The sequence below is a fragment of the Acetivibrio cellulolyticus CD2 genome, from assembly GCF_000179595.2.
Classification (GTDB): Bacteria; Bacillota; Clostridia; order Acetivibrionales; family Acetivibrionaceae; genus Acetivibrio; species Acetivibrio cellulolyticus.
This window is the reverse complement of record NZ_JH556659.1, coordinates 541,070-566,317: the sequence shown is the minus strand read 5'-3', so window position 1 is coordinate 566,317 and position 25,248 is coordinate 541,070. Positions and strand designations below refer to the sequence as shown.

Below are 25,248 nucleotides of genomic sequence, written 5' to 3'. Positions count from 1 at the left end.
CTCCTTAAAAAAAACTTAAAAAATGAACAAAATTTTTGCTTCTATAAGACTTGCGAAAATGAATACTATATGGTTTCATAAGAGTGAAGAAATCTTTTTACTATTTTGAGTATACAGATCGCTTTTGGAGGTGGATTTATGGGAAAAGAGATTGAAAGAAAATTTCTCGTAAGAGACAATAGCTATAAAAAAGTATGCAGTGGCAAACTTTACAAACAGGGTTATCTAAACAGTAATCCCGAAAGGACAGTAAGAGTTAGGATCGTTGATAATAAAGGATTTCTTACAATTAAGGACAAAGGTACCGGATTTACCAGATCAGAATTTGAATATGAAATTCCCTACACTGATGCTGAAGAAATTCTTAAAAATATATGTGAGAAACCATTCATAGAAAAAACAAGGTATATTTATAATTACATGGGTTATACCTGGGAAATCGACGAATTCCACGGTGAAAACGAAGGGCTTGTTGTTGCAGAAATAGAACTAGACAATGAAAATGATACTTTCTCTCTACCCGAATGGATTGGAGAAGAGGTAACCACTAATTATAAGTACTTTAATTCGTATTTAAAAAACAACCCGTTCAAAAACTGGGACAAGTAATTGGGATGCCTAAGAAGAAAGCTGCCAATTGGCAGCCACTTCTTACATATGCATCTTTAAGTATTAGTCTTCACGTACGTATCCATTACACCAGAAGAGTAACAGGAATAAAATAATAAACCATAATAGTACGTCATTGTCAAATATTCCGCCTACAAATCTATCAGCCATTCTGAACACTTCCTTTCATTTAGTTCTTCTATAAGACTACTTATGATTCATACTATGCACAAAACTATCCTTATGTTACTTTGCTTGATTATAAAATTCATGTACCCTTTAAACCTTTTAACTGTGAAAAAAGCGTCTGAACTTTTCTCAGACGCTTTTTATAAATTCAATCCTTAACTGAAATACACATCTACTTTATTTTTTCCAGTGAACTCACTATAGCATCACATAAAGCTTGTGCTGCCTTTTGTCTAAATTCAGGCTCACAAAGCTTTGCAAACTCATTATCATTAGTCATAAAACCGACTTCAGTTAAAACAGCTGGCATCTTCGTAGCCTTCAATACAACAAGATTAGGCCTTTCAATTATACCTCTATTTTTCGTTTCCAGCCTATTTACAAGTTTTTTTTGAATCGTTTCTGCAAAATCTTGTCCAGTTAATCCATTACTATTAGAACCGCTTGGAAAATATAAAGTTTCGGTACCACATACAGGTATCTCGGAGGCATTATTATGAATAGATACAAATAGCTTTGCATTAAGGTCGTTTGCTATGTATGCCCTCTCATACAAACCAACAAAACTATCATCTTGCCTGATAATATACGTTTTAATATTTTTACTCTTTAATAATTTGTTTAGCCTCAGTGCAATATCAAGGTTGAGGTTTTTCTCATAAACACCCTTATAAACAGCTCCACTCTCATATCCTCCATGGCCTGGATCGATAACTATTAACTTTTCACCCTTCTGTGCAGGTTTTAAAATCGTTATGGCCGTATCATTTATCGTATCATCCGGTCTGGCAACAACCTCATAGAAAAAGCTATCTTTTGCATTAAAGATAATGCTTGTCTCCTTCTTTGCTTTGTCAGTTTTAACTTCTATATATGAAAGCACCTCATCATCGATCACCATTTTACCTGTTCCAACGTTCCCCAAGTCTGTAGAAAAGGTTATAGTATACTTATTATCATCATACACCTCTCTATAGAACTTTTTAACATCACTACCAACTTCATTTAGTAAAATTCCCTTTAGAAATAAAGAAACTCTATCACCTTTGTTTTCATAGGCAATATTTTTGAGCAAATCTAAAATTCTCCTATCTCCCCCTCTGTTTAGAGAAGAAGTTTCTGAATCTTCAGCTTCACTTGTTTCGACAGTCATTATAAATTCGGTATCAGTTTTCTTTATTTGATATTTCGATTGACCTGTTAGATCCAGAACAATTCTTGCAGCATCAATGCCATTACTTGGGTCATTGAAATGCGCATAACGAACAGTGTTTATGACTCCATTATTAGTATTTAAAACTTCCTGTTTTTCAGATGTATCTACATTAGGAAAGTCTATTACAATCCTTTCAGGGTCTGACAATTTTATGATGTTATAATTCTTAAAGTAATCCAGCTTTAACTCTAGACTTGCTTTATCACCTGATTTAGTGCACTCAACACTTATGAGTTTGCTGTGGTTAATGGTTACAAGCTTCTTATTACTAATCCAATCTACATTTAAGTTGAACTGCTCACTTAAAAATCTTAGCGGCACCATTGTTCTGCCATTTATGAGTTTTGCCGGCACATCCAATTTTTCATTCTTGCCGTTAACTGATACGTTCACATCATTAATTTTCATCTCAATATTTATATTGTTCAGCAATACAGATACCTTTTTGGTTTTCTCATTCCATTTTACTGAAGCACCTAGTTTTTCAACCAATACACGCACCGGTACCAATAATCTGTTATTCACTTGAATCGGAGATACATCTGACTTTAAAAGAACCCCATCAACTTTTATTTTTAGATCATTCTGAGTTGCCGCTGGGGTAATATTGACAAACACAAGAAAACATATAATAACACCCAGTATCACAGAATAGTATTTCTTCATATACCCAACCCCTTATTTTTCTTTAGTAAAAATTTATTAAAATTTGACATACATTTTTTATTCTGTACGCACTAAAAACCTATGCAGTCTCGCAAATTCCTCAAATAAAATTAACCTCTTAAACATTTGTTCAAGAAGTTAAGCAAGTGTACCTGTATAAATTATTGCACCCACCCTATCGCTCATAAAGTAGGTATTCTGGTCATTCTTTCCTGTTTTACAGCAACCTTAACAATTCATCTTTTGCAATAACAGGACCGTGCAGGATTTCCCACACTTACTTACTTCTTTCCATCAGTACATCATATCAATACTGCCTGTAAACTGTATTCTATTTATTGTCTTGTTTATTATATATTTAAACAGGGGTCAGCGCAATGCAATTTAAGAATATTTATTATATTCAGTTCCAATTTCTTAACTATTTTTCTAAATTGGAAATTGCTGAGTTTTTTATAATATTTATCAGGATGTCTTATAAACGTTTTTTCTTTTTTCAATATCTGAATTTTTGAATGAATTCTCAATAATAAGATATGATTCCTTTAGCAAAAAAGCCCCTTGTTTTTGAAGGAGCTTTAAACTCAAGGTAGAACTGCTGGTAATTCTTTTACCTATTTAATACCACTCTTTGTTCTTACGTAAGTTATCATATTTTCATTAACCTCGTTTGCTGCAGTAGTTACTACTTTACTAGAACTGCTTTCCGTAAGACTACGAGCACCATCTGTCAACTGCCTTGCCCTCTTTCCTACTAGAATACATAGTGTATATCTGCTGTCTACTTTCTCCATTAATGAACTTATTGAAGGTTCAATCATATTATTTTTCACCTCGAATCTATGACTTTTATTATTAGCATATTAGCTTGCTCTCACATTCAGAAACCATGCTGGAATTTGCCAGATATCACTTTTACGCAAATCTCATTGAATAAGGCTGTTCTTCTACTACAGGTATTTTCTTGGATATGAGTTTTTGTATAGCTCTTAAGTAGCCCATCTCTTCTCTATCGCAAAACGACAATGCTGTTCCTACCATTCCTGCTCTTCCAGTTCTTCCAATGCGATGAACGTAGGTTTCAGGCACATTGGGTAAGTCAAAATTAATAATATGAGACAGTTCTTGAATATCGATTCCTCTTGCTGCAATATCAGTAGCAACAAGCACCCTTGTACGTTTTAACTTGAAATTGTTCAAAGCAATCTGTCTAGCTACCTGGGATTTATCCCCATGGATAGCTTGGGCAGTAATACTCAGTTTTGCCAAATCTTTGGCAATCTTGTCTGCCCCATGCTTTGTACGCGTAAATACAAGAACAGATTCGATAGCCCTGTTTTTCAGCAACTTTATCAGCAAGGATTTTTTATCTTTCTGTTCTACAAAATAAACATTTTGTTCAATGGTATCCACCGTAGAAGAAACAGGTGTTACTTCAACCTTAACCGGATTCTTTAAAATTGCGTCTACCATCTTTGTGATTTCCTTGGGCATAGTAGCTGAAAACAAAAGTGTTTGTCTTGTATCCGTCAACCTGGATATAATTTTTTTCACATCAAATGAAAATCCCATATCAAGCATACGATCTGCCTCATCCAATATAAGCATCTTTAAACAGCTCACATTTATATATTTTTGGTTCATCAAGTCAAGCAGCCGCCCTGGAGTTGCAACAATAATATCTACACCCGATCTTAATTTATTCACCTGGGGAACTTGAGATACACCACCAAAAATCACAGCATGCTTAATTCCGGTATACCTTCCATACGCCTCAAGGCTTTCGCCTATCTGGATTGCCAGCTCACGTGTTGGTGTCAGTATTAAGCCTTTAACTATCCGTTGCCCTTTTAAGTTTGTCCTTTCCTTATAAAGAGTCTGTAACAAGGGAATAGCAAATGCTGCTGTTTTTCCTGTGCCAGTTTGCGCACACCCGAGCAGGTCCCTGCCTTCAAGAATAACCGGTATAGCCTGTTGTTGTATAAGAGTAGGTGTAGTGTATCCTTCTTCGCATATAGCTTTCAATATAGGTGTGATAATGTTTAGTTTTTCAAAATCCAATTCGTTTTCTCCTTTTAAGTGGTTAACCACTATTTATTATTAATATCATTTATTACTGAAATGTATTTAATTCAGCTTATATGGTTACATTCCTTTTCCACCATATAAATATAAAAAGAGCAGGAAACTCATAATTAATTGAGTTTCCCGCTCTATAATCTCCAAATACTTCATGCGAATATTAGAGTAAGGCAGTTGAAAAAACAATATTATCTTTGTATTATATCATGAATTAAGAGGAATAGCAAACCAATACCAACTTTTACCACACTCTCTTAATACCCTCATCTGTAATTTCTATTGCTCCCTCTTTTAGGAGCCTCCCGACAGCTCTCTTAAAAGCCGCTTTACTTATACTTAATTCAGCCTTTATATGTTCTGGGGTGCTGCTATCATTAATTGGTAGAGTGCCTCCAGTTAATTTTAACCTTTCCATTATTTTTTGTGCATCTTCTTCGATTTCATTGTAGGCCTCTTTTCTTAGGCTTAACTCTAATTTTCCATCTTGCCTGACCCTGTTGACTCTTGCATCTACAATGTCACCTTCAGCATAGCTGCCATATAACTCCTTATTAGGAATCAAACCTTGATACTTATTATCCACGGCTACAAAAGCTCCTATACTTTTACTTATGCTGTAGACAGTTCCTTTAACTCTGTCATTTTGCTTATATGGCGATTCACTGCTAAGGAGATTATATATATTCATTGTTGCACATAGTCTATTGCTACTGTCTATATACATTCCTACCAAATATGTGCACCCTTTTTTAACATTACCTATCTGTTCCCTGAAAGGTAGAAATAAGTCCTTCTCTAATCCCCAGTCAAGAAATGCCCCTATTCTCGTTGTGTCGACTACTCTTAACACCGCCAGTTCTCCAATTGTCAGCTTAGGTTTTTTCATAGTTGCTATCACTCTGTCTTCCGAATCTTTGTAAACAAATACTTCTACTTCATCTCCTATGCCAGTTCCCTCAAGCACTTGATTGTTAGGCAGTAAAATAGCATCTTTGTCTTTATTGCCTCTTGAATTTAAATACACTCCAATTTGTGCATTTCTAACAACTTCCAGTTTCTGAATTTTCCCCAATTCTATCATTATATACCTTCTTTAATATATTTTTAATTACCCAATACACTAGTTTATTATAACATAATTGCAGCTGAATTATGGAATAGCTGAATTGTCTTATAAAACAAATAATTATAAAGGATTGTAAAGACTTATTAAACCGTTAAAAAAGCATCTGAACTTTTCTCAGACGCTTTTTATATATCTAATCTTCAAGTTATCAATAAAATATATGCTTCAGAATTAATATGCTTTACCCCAATATAGCATATGTTTTGCTTCTTTTCCACAACATACACACTTATCTGATATCTTCTCCTGCTCAAATGGTATGCAACGGGCAGTTGCTGCTGTCTTTTCCTTAATAGTCTCTTCACATTTCCTGTCACCACACCACATAGCTTTAATAAATCCTGGGGTTTCTTTAAGAATAGTTTCAAATTCTTCAAGGTTTACAGCTTTATAGGTCTTCTTGTTTCTCATCTCCAGAGCTTTATTGTAAAGTTCGTCCTGCACCTTATCTAACGTTTCAGACACCTTACCTTCCAACTCATCTAATGATATGAACAACTTCTCCCTTGAAACCCTTGTTACAAGTACTGCCTGATTCTTTTCAATATCCTTTGGCCCAATCTCAAGTCTTATAGGCACACCCTTCATTTCATATTCGCTATACTTCCATCCAGGCATCTTGTCTGAGTCATCAATCTTAACTCTGATACCTTTTGCTGCTAACCTGTCCCTTATAGCATATGCTTTTTCCAATACGCCTTCCTTGTGCTGTGAGACAGGTATTACAACTACTTGAATAGGAGCTATCTTCGGAGGAAGCACTAATCCGTTGTCGTCTCCGTGTACCATTATTATTCCACCAATCAGACGTGTTGAAACTCCCCATGAAGTCTGGTGAACATATTGGAGCTGGTTGTTTTGATCTGTGTATTGAATACCAAAAGCTTGAGCAAAACCATCTCCAAAGTTGTGAGATGTACCTGATTGAAGAGCTTTTCCATCATGCATCAAACTCTCAATAGTGAAGGTTGCCTTAGCTCCAGCAAATTTTTCCTTATCGGTCTTTTGTCCTTTAATAACAGGAATTGCAAGTACCTTCTCGCAGAAATCGGCATATACATTCAACATTTTTATAGTTTCTTCCTGCGCATCCTCTGCAGTTGCGTGTGCCGTGTGACCCTCCTGCCATAAGAATTCTACAGTTCTTAAGAAAGGACGGGTCGTCTTTTCCCATCTTACAACAGAACACCATTGATTATAAAGCTTTGGTAGATCTCTATAGGATTGTATTATATTTGAATAATGATCGCAGAATAGAGTTTCTGATGTCGGTCTCACACAAAGCTTTTCAGCAAGCTCTTCCTGCCCCCCATGTGTAACCCATGCAACTTCAGGCGCAAAACCTTCAACATGGTCCTTTTCTTTTTGCAGCAAACTTTCTGGTATAAACATAGGCATATAAACATTTTCATGCCCAGTCTCTTTAAACCTTGCATCTAAGGTCTTTTGTATATTTTCCCATATCGCATAGCCGTAAGGTCGTATTATCATACAACCCCTTACGCTTGAATAATCAACCAAATCCGCTTTCTTTACAATATCCGTATACCATTGAGCAAAGTCAACATCCATTGAGGTTATTGCCTCAACCAGCTTTTTGTCCTTATTGTTTGACATATCTCCAACTCCTTATAAAATTTTAATCCTATATGAAGAAAAACCTCAGGGCATGCAATCCCATTTGATTTTAGAACATTTGCTGCTCATAACTCTCCAATCGATTATAACTAATTCATTTTGATTCTTTATTATTATCTTCTAAATAAATGCTTCTATTAAATGTTAATATAATAAACCGCAATCTGTCAATGCAGAACTTGCTTAACAGCAAAATAAAATTGAGCAACAGATTCATTATCCGTTGCTCACAAGTATCGTGTTGTAAAAATCGCAAGATGCTTTATTATATGGGTAAAAAGGGTGTAATGATATAGTTTGGTATAAAGTAAGCTCAACAAAGTTTGTAAAACGATTCAAATATTAAGAGAATACATTGCTAAATAAAAAGTTCTTAGGTTACAAATATAAACTATATCGATTAAAAGTATTAAGATATCGATTTCAACAATTAAAAATATAGATTGCTGCAAGTTTGGTGTATAGAAGCTGCGTAGTAAGAATATCGGCTATAAGTATTAAGTTTATCGCTTACATGTACGTGGTACAACGATTAAATCAAATTATCAAATAGTATGGATGTAATAAGTTCAAATACTGCTACATATAAAACAAATAGATAGATGAAGTTTAGTGTGTCGTCAATTATAAATACTATATATTGATTACTGCGGTTTGCGAATGTGATTACTGTAAATTATTCATCACACCCCTCAAATTTTCCCACTCAATTTATATTAATATTTTCGCAGAAAACCGTAATATATTCAATGTACAAATTTAACAAAAAAGAACAAATTATTGGAATTCTTTTGTTTATATCGTACACATGGCTTTGTAACTTTTTAATGCATACCGTGCAAATCACTAGTACTGGTCATTTAGGGATACTTGGGATATTGCACAACTTAAATCGTATAGCATTTATTCTAATATTTTATGACATTTGCCTATCAAATTCCCCAAAAAAAGAAGCCCGACTATTTAATATATCGGACTTCTTTATGTTATTTATTAGTATTTTTTATATCTTTACTACAGTAAAATTGACTTTTTCACCATTAATGTTCCATTCTTTACTATAGCCATCAGAACTTCCTTCGATGATCTCATCTGCAAGTGTTTCATCTGCAATTATCGCCTTGTTGCTATCTATTATCTCAGTAATCTTTGTGTTATTAGCAAAGAATAACCTGATATGATCCTGAACCTCAAATCCTGCTTCCTTCCTCATTGTCTGGATCTTGCTAATTATTTCACGTACAAAACCTTCTTCAATAAGCTCAGGTGTAAGATTCGTATCTAAAACAACCGTTGTATCCTTTTCAGCTTCGGACACAAATCCATCCTTCTGAGAAGTCTCAATTAATACGTCAGCCTCAGCAAGTTCGACAGTCGTACCTTCAAGCTCAAAAGTCACCTTCTCGCCTTTAGCGAACTTTTCCATAACCATGTTATCATCTATTTCAGTAAGAACTTTGGCTATCGACGGAACAAGCTTACCGTACCTTGAACCTAAAGTTCTGAGCTGAGGCTTGAACTTATACTTGGTAAAACGCCTTGCATCTTCAGTAAACACTACTTCTTTCACGTTCAACTCGTCTTTGACAAGCTCATTGAACATTTCGGGAAGCTCAAAGCCAGCTTTTACATACACCCTTGCAGCTGGTTGACGGTTTTTTATGTTTGCAGTATTTCTGCAAGCACGTCCTAATACAACCAGTTTTAAAACAAGGTCCATATTCTTTTCAAGTTCCTTGTCTATGATCTTCTCGTCAGCAACTGGGAAATCGCACAAATGAACACTTTCCGGAGCGTTGCTGTCAATATTTCTTACAAGGTTGCTGTAAATCTCTTCAGCTACAAATGGTACAAAAGGTGCTGAAACTGTAATTAATTGAACAAGAACTGTGTAAAGTGTCATGTAAGCATTTATCTTGTCCTGTGTCATATCCTTCTGCCAGAAACGCTCTCTGCTTCTTCTTACGTACCAGTTACTCAAATCATCTGTAAATTCCTGAATAGCTCTTGCTGACTCGGTTATCCTGTAATTTGCCAGGTTCTTGTCAACAGTTGCAATTAAAGTATTCATTTTTGACAATACCCATTTATCCATAACAGAGAGCTTTTCATATTCAAGCTTGTATTGCTTTGGATCAAACTGGTCTATACCTGCATACAGCACATAAAAGGCATAGGTATTCCAGAGTGTACCCATAAACTTTCTCTGGCTTTCGCTTACAGCTTCTTCATAGAAACGGTTTGGAAGCCATGGGGCACTATTTATATAGAAGTACCAGCGAACAGCATCGGCACCCTGTTTATCAAGTACAGTCCATGGGTCAACAACATTACCCTTGTGTTTGCTCATCTTTATTCCGTCTTTATCATTTACATGACCTAAAACTATAACGTTTTTAAATGCCGGCTCATCAAAGAGAAGCGTTGATATTGCAAGCAGAGTATAGAACCATCCTCTTGTCTGGTCAATAGCTTCACTTATAAAGTCTGCAGGGTAGTTATCCTTGAAAATCTCCTGGTTTTCAAATGGGTAGTGCCACTGTGCAAAAGGCATTGAACCTGAATCAAACCAGCAGTCTATAACTTCGGATACCCTCTTCATCTTACCGGTGTTACATTTCGGACATTTCAAGAAAACATTATCTATAAATGGCTTGTGAAGTTCTATGTCATCTGGGACATTTTCACCCATTTCCTTAAGTTCGGCAATACTTCCAATTACATGGCGGTGACCGCATTCACATTCCCATATAGGCAGTGGAGTTCCCCAATACCTTGAACGGCTAAGTCCCCAATCCACAACATTCTCAAGGAAGTTACCCATACGACCTTCCCTGATATTATCAGGCAGCCAGTTAATCTTGTTGTTATTCTTAAGAAGCTTATCCTTAACAGCTGTCATCTTTACAAACCAGGTATCCATTGCATAGTACAGAAGATGTGTATCACATCTCCAACAGAACGGGTACGAGTGTTCATAATCAAGCTTTTTGTATATTAAATTTCTGCCTTCAAGGTGTTCAATAATCTTAGGATCTGCATCCTTAACAAACATACCTTTCCAAGGTGTAACAGCTTCAATAAAGTTACCGCGGTCATTAACGGCTTGAAGGAAAGGTAAATCATATTCTCTGCCCACTTTGGCATCATCTTCACCAAATGCAGGTGCTGTATGAACGATTCCAGTACCGTCTGTCAAAGTTACAAAGTCGCCGCCTGCAACATAGTAAGCTTTCTTGTCAACCTTCACAAAATCAAATAAAGGCTCATATTCCATACCGATCATAGACTTGCCATCCATTTTCTCAAGTACTTCATATTCTTCCTTCAATACAGAAGGAGCCAAAGCTTCTGCTAATATATATACCTCATCAGAACACTTAACCTTTACATAGGTTTCACGTGGATTTACTGTAAGCGCTACGTTTGATGGAAGTGTCCATGGTGTTGTCGTCCATGCCATGAGGTAAACATTCTTCTCACCTTTAACCTGGAATTTAACGTAGATTGAAGGTTCTTTAACATCCTTATAGCCCTGCGCAACTTCGTGGCTTGAAAGTGAAGTTCCACAGCGTGGACAATAAGGCACAATTTTGTGACCTTTGTACAAAAGATCCTGATCCCATATTCTTTTCAGAGCCCACCAAACCGATTCGATATAATTGTTATCATAAGTTATATAAGGTTCTTCCATGTCAGCCCAGTAACCAACTCTGTCACTCATTTGCTCCCATTCGCCCTTATATTTCCATACGCTTTTTTTACAGTTTGCAATAAAGGGTTCAACACCAAACTTTTCGATTTCAGGCTTTCCATCTATTCCGAGCAACTTTTCAACTTCAAGCTCAACAGGAAGTCCATGAGTATCCCATCCGGCCTTTCTTAAAACTTTATAGCCCTTCATTGTCTTATACCTTGGAACAATATCCTTTATAACACGAGTCAGTATATGACCAATGTGAGGCTTACCGTTTGCTGTTGGAGGGCCATCATAAAAAGTGAATGTCTCTCCACCTTCTCTCATTTCGATACTTTTCTCAAATATTTTGTTGTCTTTCCAGTATTTCAGAACTTCCTTTTCTCTGTCGACAAAATTGAGGTTTGTCGAAACTTTTTTATACATTTTCCTTACCTCCGATCATTTATTGTAAATTAATTTTATCAATATAAAAATCCCCTCATCCCAAAAGGGACGAGAGGATATAAAATCTCACGCGGTACCACCCAAATTAATGCAGAAGGCAACCCTCCACAATCACTCAAAATGCTTTAACGGACAAGCAACCGGTATTCCCTACGCATTAAACAACTTCAGGATACAACTCATGGATGATTTTCAAAGGTTAGCCTTGCAGGTATTCCACCCTCACCTGCTCTCTAGAAAGTTTTCACCCTCTACTCTTTCCAATCAACGTTTTTACAATATTAAAGTATTAATATGATTTTAATCACTAAATTTATTTATGTCAAGACCCTCATTTTTACTTCACTGTTCTAGCGTCTTCCATACAGGTGTTGTACTAAATATGTAGCCTGTATCAATGGGTTTTGTGAGTTTAAGTACATTGAATGAAGATGTCTCCGGATTTTCAAAGGTTACAGTTTGTACTGTATCTCCTGACAATATGGTTTTGTGTGTTCCTGATGCAGCGAAATTTAGTGGGTTACTTGTTTGATTAAAATCACCCTTTATTTCAAGCGTTCCGGCTGTGAGGTAATCACTATGATCGCCCATACTGTAAGTAGTAAAATCTCCTCCTACATATACATAATCCTCTTCATTTGTCATTTGAAGCGTCGCATAAGAATAACCTTCAAACTTTGCATCAGTGTTAATCGTATAATTTCCATGAACCTCAAGTTTTCCTTTATTTACATTTAATATAGAATTATGATAGCCGGAAGTCTGAGTAAAATTTCCTGTTACTATAAAGTTATGTCCACCCAAGTCGAGATTTGAACCAACATATTTTAAATCCCCTTCAATTTTTACATCTTCTGCTAAGGGTAGTTCAATTGCCAATCCCAATTCACCAATAACTTTATAGTTACCTTTCATTTTTCTAATACCTATTGACATATCAAATCTTATTCCAGTTTCATTTTTTATTTCTAATTCATTAAATACAGGACAACTATTATAAAGAGTTCCACCATCCAAGTAGCTATTGTTAACCATCTGTTCAGAATTACCTGATAATATTACTTTGTGGCTCCCTGAAGCTACAAAACATTGCGAATGCAGACAGTTAAAATCCCCTTTTACTTCCAGTATACCTGCTTTAAAGTATTCAATATCACTTTTACCTTGATTTAATTCGTAAAAGTAATTATATCCACTCATTATTGTTAAGTTCCCACCAACATAAACATAATCAGCTTCATCTATCATTTGTAGCATTGAATAACGGTCATAAGTCTCTGTTTCAGAGCCTACACAATAATTCCCATTCACTTCTAACCTGCCTTTATTTACTTTTACTGTATTTGATAATACTTCTGAAGACTGAGTAAAGTTACCAGTTACTGAAAAAATATGCCCAGATAAATCTAAAACCCCTCTTATAAGCTTTAAATCTCCTTCAATTTTTACATCTCCAGTTATAGTCTCAACATAATTTAGTGTTAATTTCCCTGCAACTTTATAGTTACCTTGCATTTTTCTTATTGATATTTCCGAATCGAATCTCACTCCTGCTTCATTCTTTATTTCCAGTTCATTAAACATAGCATAGCTATTTCGGAGCGCTTCATCATAAATATAAGTACTATTAACTTCCTGTTCTGCATTCCCTGACAAAATAACCTTATGGCTTCCTGTTGCTCTAAAGCTATCATCATTTATGCAATTAAAGCTTCCTTTTACCTCAATTATTCCTGCAGAAAAGTACTTATTTCTATTTTCATCAGTGTAATCATATCTACTTGCTGTTGTAAAATCCCCTCCAACATACACATAGTCTGATTCATTTATCATCTGGAGTATGCCATCGTTTTTAATTGAATAGTCGCTTCCAATCTTCAATCTTCCTGAGTTTATGTTCACTATTCCATTAATCTGAACAAAATTCAATTGAACATCAAGTACATAACCATTGAGATCAAGTGATGCTCCATTATCTAGAATCAAACTTTTATAAAACCGATTTTCATTTAAAATAGTATTAGAATTTATAGTTGCCTCTCCGGTATTTACAATTACTTTATCACTATCAAGAGAATTTTCTCCCTTATCATTTATAGCTTTTATAGAATATGTATAATCTAACCCTTCCGTTAAACTTGAATCAGTGAATTTAAGAATCTCCGTTGTTCTAATAGAAACTTCATTTTTTAACACTTCATATGCCACTGCACCCTCAACCATGTCCCAGGATAATTCAATGCTATTTGAATCACTTATTATTACATTAAGATTTGATGGTTTTGATTGAATAAATTCGCTTAATGCTGCAGTAGATGTTGGCGTTACTGTTGGCATTATTGTTTGTGTTGACAGCGTTGGAGTCGGGGTTATCGTTGGTGTTTGATTATTTACAGGAAAATCATCAATTTTTCCAAGCAGATATTGCCTCATAAATCCGAAATCAATTGAACTAAACGCTCCATTTCCATCTACATCTGCTGCCTTAATCCCATTGTCGTATGGGAAGTTAGTTATAATCCCTAGAAGGTATTGTCTCATATAAGCAAAGTCTAATGAATTGACCTTGTTATCTCCATTTACATCTCCATATATAGCCACATTATCATTAACTATCCCTTCCTCAGCAAAAACAGCAATACCCATTCCTGATACATTAACAATCTGACTTACCAATAAAACAACTGGTACAAACAATAATAATTTGACAAACTTAAACAATTTATTCCCCCCTAAAATAAAATTAAGTGCTTAATCAAAGATAGATGATAAGCACTTTACAATTAATTTACAAACTTCTTTTTACACCATTACATAATACATCCAACTTATAAATAAATTATATATTTACAAACTTTCACTGTCAATGTTCAAGCAAAAAGTCCGTCAGTAATTTATTAAACTCATGAGGATTATCCTGTTGAGAACAATGGCTTGCATTTTTTATCGTATGAAAACTACAATTTGGTTCCTTCAACGACCACGGCAAAGCAATTTTTTTGATATTTCCTGTATTATCAAATTCTCCACAAACAAGCAGCATTGGCTTGTTTATTTTATAATCTTTCTCATAGTGTAGGCATGCAGCAGTTTCAGTAAATATTTTTGTAAAATCACCTTTCCCAACAACACCGAAGGTCTCATTTAAATAACTCTGTACTTCAGGTTTAATAGAGCTTACTTGAGCGCTCATGTTCATCAGTAATTTCCATGGGAAAATAGGTAATAAAAATGGTGTCGAGTTTACAAGCAATCTTTCTATCCATGAAAGTTTCATTGTGTTACATGTACAATCAATTAAAACCAGATTCTTTACTCTTTCAGGATGGTAAAAAGACATTTCCTGTGCGGTATTTCCTCCCATAGATTGACCAATAAATGTAGCACTGTCGATACCTTCAATATTCATTATTTCAATCAAATCATCAATCAGCAGTTTTATGCTAAATCCATTCCCCATTGGCCTTGACAATCCATGACCTCTTGCATCCCAAAGCAATATACTGAATTTATCACACACTGCAGATATTTGATTGTCAAACATTCTATGATCAGTTCCTGCACCATGCAAAAATATAAGCCAAGGAGCATTGAGCTTTACAGATATCCAATAATGAATATTACAGCCATCCTTTTCTACAATCTTTTCTTTAAATGAATTTATCACAATCCTCACCTATCCTATTTATAGCTGCTTTTTTAAATAATTTCTACGGTACCCATATTAGTCTGTTACTACCACAATGTATTACTCATTTTGAACTATATAATTATGGATTATAGCATAAATAAATTTAAAGTTAAACTTATCCAAATTTGCAACTATCCAAAGACTTCCAGAAAGAGACTGTAGTAATATTATCTATTATGGGCTCTGGATATAAGTGTTCGTTTCAGTAAAAACCCCGGGCCATCAAGGCGCACGTCAAAATTAAGGTACTAACGAAAAAACCCCTAAACAAACTTTTTTTGGTTTGTTCGGGGTTTTCTCATAAGTTATAATCAGTTAAATATTGTACCTTTCTTGTATAACCTTAAGTGCTTTTTCAATTTCACTCCTATCTTCTGGATACCTTGCAAGGTAATCTTCGCAGGCAATGCTCAGAAATTTGAAGAATACAGAATAGCTAACTATAATACTTTTTTCGCCTTCGCCAGTTGCATCAACAAATTGTACTCCTGTTTCAAAATATCCTTCCTCTTGAGGATGCCAGTTGCTGGCAAATGAACAAATATGATATTCATTTCCATAACCATAATCCTTTGAGAAGTAATCCAGAACTTCCATAAATTTCGAATCCTGTAGGCTCTCAAAGTAATTAGTCATTGGACTCCACGAAATATCAATCCCTTCCATATTCTCAAATTTGCTACTCATGTATTATTGCCTCCTTAATAATTGCAATTATAAAATAGGGTGGAAATTGTCAATTGCTCCAGTTGTAGGGTTCCAATACCCCCTCATCTTAAGGCCATTAAATATGCCTTCAATTATTGTATTACTACCTGGCTGGAACGTCAACTTTAAGTTATCCAAACCTTCTTTCATTGCTTCTTCCCCCCAATTTATCATCTGCGAATCAGGGATAATACTTGGATCATAGACAGTCTTTTCAAATATTGTCTTTTTCCATACAATATTTCCTGCTGTATCTTTGATTATATTGCCAGCAGCATCCTTTGCCGGTATCTGGTACTTTATAACCTCAACACCACTGACTGAGGAGTGAGGAGTTACTGAAATCTGATTTATCTGAATGCCATTATTATTTATGTAATTATAGAAATTAACTTTGTTGTGCCCGCCTGTAATTGCAGCACTTTGCGAGAATCCCTTTACATCTGTCAAATGTGTACTGTAATCTGAGCCTAAAATCGACTTAATATCTGATGAATTACTTAAATTAAATGAAGATATTTGGTTTGGTGACAATTTACTTAGTTTGTCAGCTGCTTCATCTATTACTTTTACGCCTCCACGTTTTGCAAATTTCTCCATTACTTCATCAGCAATTCCCAAAGCTTTTAGTTTGTCTAACAGTTGATCTGCCTGCTTCAAAACTGTTTCTCCATCTATCTTGAGTATAGCTTCAGTTATTTCATCACCGTGTTTTGCCTGGAATTCAACAAGTTCTTCTAATACCTCTACTCCTCCACGTTTTGCAATATCCTCTATCAAATCATCTGCAAGTTTTGACCCTTTAAGTGTATCCAGCAACTCATCGGCATGTTTCAATGCCTCTTCACCGTTCATCTTAACAATGGCTTCAGTAACTTCATTTCCATGCTTAGCCTGGAAATCAGCCAATTCTTCTAAAGCCTCTACGCCACCACGTTTTGCAGAGTTTTCTATCAAATCATCGGCAAGCCCGGTTCCTTTGAGACCGTCAAGCAATTCATCTGCATGCTTCAATGCCTCTTCACCGTTCATCTTAACAATAGCTTCAGTAATTTCATTTCCATGCTTAGCCTGGAATTCAGCCAATTCTTCTAAAGCCTCTATGCCACCACGTTTTGCGGCATTCTCTATCAAATCATCTGCAAGCCCAGACCCTTTAAGACCATCAAGTAATTCATCAGCATGCTTCAATGCCTCTTCACCATTCATTTTTACTATGGCTTCTGTTATTTCATCTCCGTACTTAGCCTGGAATTCTATAACATCGTCCATTTGCTTAAAGAGCCCATTAAACATATTTTTTATTGACGGTGCAAATTTACCGATAATCTTAAACAAGCCCAAAGTTGCAAGATTAATAAATAGATCCAGTGCCAGTGACTTGGCATATTTATAGTCACCGGTCTCCCAATACATTATTATGTTATTAATTGTATCAAACACAGCGTATGTACTCAACGCCAGCAAAGCACCATACAGAAGCAGCAGCCATGGATTAGTAATAGCTATCATAGCCATAGCAATTGAAACCACATCAATTACTCCCATAATCAGAGAAGCCAGACCCATCAGAGTAACAACTACAGTCTTACCTATTGATCCACCTGCAATGCCTCCGCTTATCATATAACCAGCAGCACCGGTTTCAGGATCCATTACAATATATCCTGTTCCATACCAGTCATAGTATTGGATTTCCTCTTTTGGAATGATTACTATTTTCCCACTATTTACTGAGTTCCTGATATCTGTTTTTACATAGGATGACACATTGAGTTCATCTATTTTACCAATATCGTCCTTAGCTATGCTATATACCGGAATACCCCTTGCATTAGCTTCCGATATAATCTTTATTGATGAAACAGACGGAACCTTGAATATCTGTTCATGTATTACGTGTTCCATTGATGAACCTATTATACCGCTGTTAAGCATATATGCAATTTCATTTTCCTTATTGTTTTCAAGGCTTGTAACGCCAACAACATCATGATCGACATCTATGTAGAACGAACCTCCGCTAACCTCTACCGGAACACCAAACATGTACTTCACTGTAGGCTGGTATCCTGTCATCGCTTCACTTACCTGACGAATTGCACTTACATTCATAGACCTTGCTATCACAGAGTTTATACCATCGAGTTGTGCAAAATAAGCTTTACCAACACTATTTAATATTTCACCCATTACTTCATCGGTATATATGCTCTCTTCTGTAGCCGTATCCTTAACCTTTGCTAATCTTTCCTGAATTACCTTCAGCTCATCTGCTTCAATTTTTCCATAATCAAAGGAAATGCTGTAAATACCTCCGGCCGTTACAGGATTAATTACTTCCTCTGCTGGTCTTCCAACATGCCCCATTGTTATTGTAAATTCCTGCCTGTTTGCGAAACCAACAGCGCTGCCTTCCGCAACAACCTTGCCATCCACTTTGAGCTGTGGCTTTAACTGTATCATATATGTAGGAGTTTTATATAATCCGCCATAGCTGTTAATAATGTTTTTATCCTCTGTAGATGCAGGAACCCATAAAAGAGTAACTCTCTTTCCATAAAGTTCAACAGCTTTGAATTCAACATTAAATTGATCAGAGCCACCTGAACTTAAATCGAAAAGTTCATTTCCACTTATTGAAAATCCTATTTTCTCACTGTCAGCTTCATGAATAGTATTTGTTTTCGCAAGAGTGTTCAGTGCTTTATAAGGTAATGATAGCGGAAGTACTCCCAGATTTTCCGGCTTTATTCTTTTGCCACCTATCAAATCTGTTAAATCACGACCCTTGTCTTTGTTATCCGCCGCATACTTCTCAATTTTCTCTGATACGCCATCTAAAAATGAATTCATTTTATCAAAATTTACATCTTTAACTACGTCTCCATCCTTGGATTTATCAGCATTAAGCTTAAATGCTTCCATTATCTGCTCTTCTGTAGCACCTGTAATTTCTTTGATATCCAAACCTTTAACCATTGTATACTGTTTAAAGCTTGGATCTAATGGAATCCATATCTTACTGCCTCTTCCCACGCCTACCCTGTTATAACTTTTATATGGTACATAAGCCTCTACCCATACATGCTCGGTACGGACTGCAACAACTTTACCTCCTGATACTATAGATACAGTAGGGTTTCCAAGCGCACCAAAAACTTTTACAGCAGCTTCCGGATTCTGAGTTCCTGTCCATCCCATAAGCTTAGCTATTGGCAATTCTATTGTTCCCTTTACATATCTTGCAGGTATTCCTTTATATCTGAGCATTGCAATCAGAAGTGAAGCCTGATCGTAGTCATTTCCGCTCAATTGATTAAATGTGCCGACAGCACCCATCCTTGAACCGTAGTATGGCTCAAAATCAATATTATTGTGTACATACTCATATGCTTTCACAGGTGTATCAAAGCTATCTGCCAGTTTCTTAGCTTCCTCGCTTAAGATTGTCTCCGGTGTTACTGCCAGATCTCCCTCAACTGCTGTGTTAGGTAATACCTCGTATGCTGCATCCCCACTTTTTCCTGCATATGAAGCCGATGAATCATTTCCAATAATCGGTTCTTCAGGCTTAATACTTGCATTACTATGTGGAAGTGATTTTCCGAGCGGCTGAACCGGTTGCTCACATGAAATCCGGTTTTCAATCTCGTCAATTCTCGTTTTCAAAATTTCAATGCTGCTTGCATCCAAACTTTCAACACTTGAAATTTTTTCAATTTCATCAAACGACTTAGCAAAAGCATTAAGCTTGTTTTCAGTTTCAGCCTTAAATTTCTCATATCTTATCTTAGCCGCACTTGCTTTCAGCTTATCTAGAATACTTTTGTTTTCAAGCAATTCCTTTGAAATATCTTCAGTTATTTTCTTCAAACTATTTTTTGTATTCTTAAGCTCACTTCTGAATTGTGCAAGTTCATTGTTTTTCAGGCATTCTCTCAAATTATTTATATGAGTTATTAATTCGTCTGCAAAAGCACCCAGATTGGTGCTGGTTTCAGGTTCCTCATACTGTATATTTGCTTCCTGAGTTTCCACACTGGCAATCGTTGCCTCTAAGGCAGCAACTTGCTGTAAAGGCAGCCCGAAAGTGAAGCAAAAAGCCACAAGAACAAATATAGAAATTATCTTTATCGATCTTTTAACCCCCATTTAAAAATACCTCCATTTATAATAAATTCGACTTTTTCAGTTCTTTCTGCCAAATCGTGCACTGCATTCCTGAAAGTTCACCAAAAGCAAACTTTCAAGAATAACAGTACAGATAGATACTAGACACTGCAATCTTCTTATTGCTTTTGCACTATTATTTCATTATTATTTTCATCAAGGGTAAATTCATGGTATCTTGCAGCCTCTTCCACCTGACTAAAGAACCAGTCTGAAGTCTTAACATCTTTGAAAGTAGAAGCATCCACTTTTAATGACCCTCTAAAGAGCATGTTGTTTATCATTGTAACCGCTTCTGAACGCTTTATATTCAACTGCGGCCTGAAACTTCCGTCTTCATACCCTTCTATAAACTTAAACCTCACTATTTCCTCTATATAATTCTGTGCCCAGTGACCTTTAATATCACTGTAATTTACTTCAAAAGGAGTTACATTGCTAAGCTTTAAATATTGAGCGATAGCTGTTGCAAACTCTGCCCTTGTAATTTTAGCTTCAGGTCGGAATGTACCATCTCCATACCCCACAAATATACCTGCCTCCGTCACAGCACCTATATATTTGCATGCCCAATGAGTATCACTAACATCTTTATAGTTATTCTTGCTGCTTTCTGATAAGCCCAACTCCATAATTTTGGCAAATATAGCAGCCGCCTCTGCCCTGGTAAGGTCATTCTCAGCTATAAATACCTCTCCTGGATAGCCTTTGATATAAGGAGTATGTATTAAATTACCTAACCTTGCAGTACGAGCCATGACTTTTATTGTTGAAGTATCATCTGCTGTATTTATCAACCCGCTGGCCCCAGCTACTATTGCAGTATTCTGTATAAGCATCTCACTCTTATCAATTTTGCCGACTTTTACCTTATAAACCTTCTGAGCCACGCTTTTGCTTAAGAAACCAGGTATTTCCCATGTAATCGTGTTTCCGGCAACTTTGCCGTCTCCAGCATCTGAAATCGTTGTACCTTCTGGTATGTCTGCAGTTATTTTGAAAGCTCCTGTTCCCGTTTCAAGTACGTTCCTGTACCTAACTGTAAATGTTATTTCTTCATTTTCCATGTACAATGTTTTATCTGCTAATATTGAAATCCCCACATCTGCGGGATTTGCCGCAGGAATGGTTTCCGTTGGAATAACAACAGTTCCCGGTGTTGGAGTACTCTTATCGCTTGTATAAGTTTTAGCCGGAGTTGGTATAACTTTACCTACGACCTTAAATCCGGTGCTTCCCAATACTATAACAGTTCCATCAGCCAACTCTACCTGATAGATTACAAGATAATCTCCCTCTTTTAATCCTGATTTGCTCCACGTTATTGAATCAGAAATAGTCTTTGCAAGTGGCAATGATACAGTATCTGCTATTGTGTCAACTATTTCTCCTGTAACAGGGTTTTTAATTATTACTTTTCTATTAACTGTATCAATATTTGTGTTTCCTGTATTGCTCAAAGTACGGCTGAATACAACACTTCCATCAGGTGCAATAATTTTAGGCGCCGCCTCAATTTTACCAATCAATCCGAGTCTTGTGCCATCAGAAGGAAGAATTTCAAAAGCTGTAACACTGCTGCAAACAGCAGCAGCATAATATACTTCTCCATAAACTGTTTCATATACCGATGACCTCACATTGTAGTTACCGGGTTCAGTATATTCCACCATCCAGTTTTTACTGATCCTTGTCTTGTTGCCTGGTAAAAGTTCTTCCAATAATGTTTCATCGCTCCATATTGATTTTCCCTTTGAATCCTCTATTCTTGTCTGTACATACAAATCACTAACAATGGCATTTTTACTTGTATTTGTAACGGTTTCAAGAATATTAACTCTTTCATTAGCATAATAGGAAATCTTATCGGTACTTACCGAATTTTTCACCTGTCCATCGGGACTTACTGCAAATTCACAATAAGCTGAAAACTCGTTTTTCTCGTTTGTCCATGTAATTTTCACCTTATATCTTCCTGCAATGGACTTGCCTGTATTCCATTTGAAGTTCAAATCCTTTGTTTCATTGGCTCCCCAATGCGTTTTTATATTATCTTCTATCATATCAACAACTTTGCCCTTAGAATCAACAATTTCCACTTTGCCAGTAAAATCCGCTTCTGTATTGGTAATATTTTTTGCAGATGCTTTAATATCAACGTTTTGGTCAGGTAAATATTGTCCCTTATTTGTTGAAATCACAGTACGAATTGTAGGCGCAACTTCATCTGTAACAACATCAATATTAAACTTATATGTAGCATATTTAACCCCATTGATATCTATTGCATCTAAATCATAGGTATACAAACCTTTTTTTGTACCTAACGGTGCTTTGACAAAAACATTAAAGGGAACTACAGTATTTGTTTTACCGGAATATGACTCTGGAGTAATTCGGTATATCCATTCATCGCCACCAACAGAAGGTACCAACTTAAGATTTTTTATATCAGCAGATGTTAAGCTGTCAGTTACTGCTTTAACTACATCATTTGCCATATCGGCAGAATTTGTGTCATATAGTTTACCACCAGTCAAGCCAGCCCAATATTTCCAGTAATCTCCACATGCTCCATTAGTTTGGCATGCAATAAGTTCAATTTTGTTATCAGCCATTTCTGAAAGAACTTTCTGAAGGTCAAGATCATCCTCAGTTCCCATCAAACCATCCCGTCCTAAATCTCTTCCTGTATCATAAATTCCTGTCAACTCTGGCATACCTTCATTAATATTATTATCATGAGGAATATCATCACCAAAGTTTACAAAGATTTTCTTTGCACCATTTCTCCATCCTATATTTGTATCAGCATAGCTTTCATAAAGAACTCTTGTATAAGACTCTGGTGAATCAGCACCATTTCCAAGATACAACGAATTAATAGAATCTGATACTGATGCTGTGCTTTCTGTAAGTGCGCAGTCAAGCTTGTATGGGTAATCACCTGAATAACCATAGGAACCATTAGGATAATCCATATATGATACAACCCCATAATTTATATCAACACCCAGTTTGTTGAGTTCGGTCATTATGGCTTTTGCTCTGGCCTTTGCAGTGCTCAATATACCTCCCATACTTCCTGTCAAGTCAAATGAGAATATTACGTCTGCTTTCGGGGGCAATTCCGGTATTACAACATTCAGGTTCTCCGACACTTCCTCACCAGGCATAAGGTTATAGTCAAAAGTCTGTGAATCTGCCAACGGCAAAACCTTAAAAGTATCCTGTCCTTCAGCTATTTTTTTAGAACCGTCAAATACAAAAGACCTTACAATATAATCCTTTTCGGATGAAACATCAGGATCAAATGAAATTGTACCTGATATAGGCATCGGATCGTCTAAATCAAACTCCACCATTTTGCTGGCAGACGCAATTATTTTATCTTCACTATAAACTGCTGTGCAAACCTCAACCTGTTTGTTAATGTTTGAGAAATTCTCTACAGAAATCTCGGCATTAACCTTTACAGGCTTATCCACACGCGTAAAGTGAGGTTTTAATGAAACAACTACATTTCCGGCTCTAAATCCCGGGTTAATTGTAAAGCTCTTTTCAAGTCTTGCCATTACACGTCCAGTTGAATTGTCCTTAACAATTGCTTCCACGGAGTATACGCCTGCAAGATTATTAGCTGTATTCCACGATGGAGCACCATTTGAAGGCAATGATACAGCTGTACCATCAGGTTTTTTAATAAATACAAACATTTTTGAGTCAATATTATCGGTTTTGGTATCAACCTCAATATCGAAAGACTCATAAGGATTATAACTGTATGACTCAACTTTTTTTCCGTCAGTTGCAGCAGCGAATAGTTTTATATAATTAATCTGTGCAACCGGCAAAGTTCTTCTCTCTTTCAAGGCTTTGGCTGCAAGCATGGTTATATATCCATCATCATACCAACTGCCATTTTCATTCTGAAGACCAATAATAGTATCTTCTATTGTGCTAACTGGCCCGGTACCAACTGTAAGCAACACTGCTCTATAAGCTAAAAGAGTATCTTCAATTGAACCCTCATCAGTACCCCACGTGCCATCAGTACCCAGATTTGCTTCCAGATATGCTCCTGCTTTTATCATAGCAGACTCAAGACTTGAAGAAGTAAGTCCTGTGACGGTACTGAATTGATTTACTACAATTGCAACCTCCGCAGTTAAAGCTATGTTTCCGCTGCTTCCATCAATAACTGACCAACTTCCGTCAGAATTTTGTTTCTGAAGCAAATAATCAATCCCCTGTTTTATGGAATTAATATCGGAGTTTTGTTCTATTAGCGTTTTGAGAACATTTATAGTATCAGATACATCACTTTCATAATAATCTGTTGTTCCCCAACCACCATCAGATTTTTGTGCAGAAATCAAAGAATTGATAATTTCCTTGCGATATCCTTCATCTAAAGCTCCTGCAATTAATGCAGCAAAATAGTTATTGCTTTTCTCCTCTTTAAGAGCCTTTAAATAAACTTCAGCTTTACTTACAACAGCATTTAAAACACCTTCGTTTTTTAAATATCTGCTGATTTCAGAAGTATAAAACATGCAGTCAGTGTAAAAGTCTGCAGCCCATTTTCCATCCATATCCTGATTTTCAGCAAGCCACTCATTTGCTTTACTAGCTGCACCAGTTAGTTGGTCTGGTTCAGCAGCCATTACATTTAATGCGGATGAAAGCATTAAACATAAACATAGTATGACAGACATTATTTTTCTGCCACAATCTTGTTTCTTGAACATAATTAAGTTATTCCCCCCAACAATATTTATTTAGATTTTTGTATTTTTACACATACATTTTTACACATTATACCTTATTAGTCAAATCTCATTTTTATTCCAGCAAACCTCGAAGCTATAGATTTGGTAGGATATTCAGAGATTTTAAATTGAGTTTCAACCTCTTCATAAAACATTCGTAGCATATTTGTATAATCTTAATAAACCTTGTTATCATGGACGAAAACGCGTGTGATTTGATAAAATATGGATATA

12 protein-coding genes and 1 other annotated feature are annotated in these 25,248 nt (G+C 36.0%); of the genes, 1 reads left to right on the top strand and 11 read right to left on the bottom strand.

Annotation, left to right across the window (positions count from 1 at the left end; translation table 11 throughout):
- The first annotated feature begins 138 nt into the window (after positions 1-138).
- Positions 139-609, top strand: a complete 471-nt coding sequence (locus ACECE_RS0222450; RefSeq protein WP_010251303.1) for a CYTH domain-containing protein — start codon at positions 139-141, stop codon at positions 607-609.
- 361 nt (positions 610-970) lie between these two features.
- Here the strand turns inward: ACECE_RS0222450 and ACECE_RS0222445 are convergent, their stop codons facing one another.
- The 11 genes from ACECE_RS0222445 to ACECE_RS0222390 form a co-directional block, all read right to left on the bottom strand.
- On the bottom strand, positions 971-2,680 hold the full coding sequence (locus tag ACECE_RS0222445) for an N-acetylmuramoyl-L-alanine amidase family protein (protein ID WP_010251302.1): 1,710 nt from the start codon (positions 2,678-2,680) through the stop codon (positions 971-973).
- A gap of 614 nt (positions 2,681-3,294) precedes the next feature.
- The gene (gene rpoZ / locus ACECE_RS0222435; RefSeq protein ID WP_010251301.1) at positions 3,295-3,501 is read right to left on the bottom strand and encodes a DNA-directed RNA polymerase subunit omega; all 207 of its coding nucleotides are present in this window, start codon (positions 3,499-3,501) and stop codon (positions 3,295-3,297) included.
- A gap of 94 nt (positions 3,502-3,595) precedes the next feature.
- On the bottom strand, positions 3,596-4,741 hold the full coding sequence (locus tag ACECE_RS0222430; RefSeq protein WP_010251299.1) for a DEAD/DEAH box helicase: 1,146 nt from the start codon (positions 4,739-4,741) through the stop codon (positions 3,596-3,598).
- Positions 4,742-5,003: 262 nt separating this feature from the next.
- Positions 5,004-5,843: a CvfB family protein gene (locus ACECE_RS0222425; RefSeq protein WP_010251296.1), complete on the bottom strand. Its 840-nt coding sequence runs from the start codon at positions 5,841-5,843 to the stop codon at positions 5,004-5,006.
- A gap of 216 nt (positions 5,844-6,059) precedes the next feature.
- Positions 6,060-7,505 (bottom strand): proline--tRNA ligase, encoded by a 1,446-nt coding sequence (gene proS, locus ACECE_RS0222420; RefSeq protein WP_010251294.1) that lies wholly within the window; start codon positions 7,503-7,505, stop codon positions 6,060-6,062.
- 1,024 nt (positions 7,506-8,529) lie between these two features.
- Entirely contained in the window at positions 8,530-11,649 is a 3,120-nt protein-coding gene (ileS, locus tag ACECE_RS0222415; RefSeq protein ID WP_010251292.1) for an isoleucine--tRNA ligase, read from the bottom strand.
- A gap of 62 nt (positions 11,650-11,711) precedes the next feature.
- Positions 11,712-11,947 (bottom strand) — a binding site (T-box leader).
- A 65-nt stretch (positions 11,948-12,012) separates the two neighbouring features.
- Complete coding sequence (locus tag ACECE_RS0222410; RefSeq protein WP_010251290.1) at positions 12,013-14,391, bottom strand: dockerin type I repeat-containing protein; 2,379 nt, start codon at positions 14,389-14,391, stop codon at positions 12,013-12,015.
- A gap of 142 nt (positions 14,392-14,533) precedes the next feature.
- Positions 14,534-15,337 carry an alpha/beta fold hydrolase gene (locus ACECE_RS0222405; protein ID WP_010251288.1) on the bottom strand — a complete coding sequence of 268 codons (804 nt, stop codon included), beginning with the start codon at positions 15,335-15,337 and terminating at the stop codon, positions 14,534-14,536.
- A 339-nt stretch (positions 15,338-15,676) separates the two neighbouring features.
- Entirely contained in the window at positions 15,677-16,048 is a 372-nt protein-coding gene (cdiI, locus tag ACECE_RS0222400) for a ribonuclease toxin immunity protein CdiI (protein ID WP_010251287.1), read from the bottom strand.
- A gap of 27 nt (positions 16,049-16,075) precedes the next feature.
- The gene (locus ACECE_RS0222395; RefSeq protein WP_010251285.1) at positions 16,076-20,224 is read right to left on the bottom strand and encodes a transglutaminase domain-containing protein; all 4,149 of its coding nucleotides are present in this window, start codon (positions 20,222-20,224) and stop codon (positions 16,076-16,078) included.
- Positions 20,225-20,361: 137 nt separating this feature from the next.
- Positions 20,362-24,993 carry an S-layer homology domain-containing protein gene (locus ACECE_RS0222390; protein ID WP_010251283.1) on the bottom strand — a complete coding sequence of 1,544 codons (4,632 nt, stop codon included), beginning with the start codon at positions 24,991-24,993 and terminating at the stop codon, positions 20,362-20,364.
- Positions 24,994-25,248: the final 255 nt, after the last annotated feature.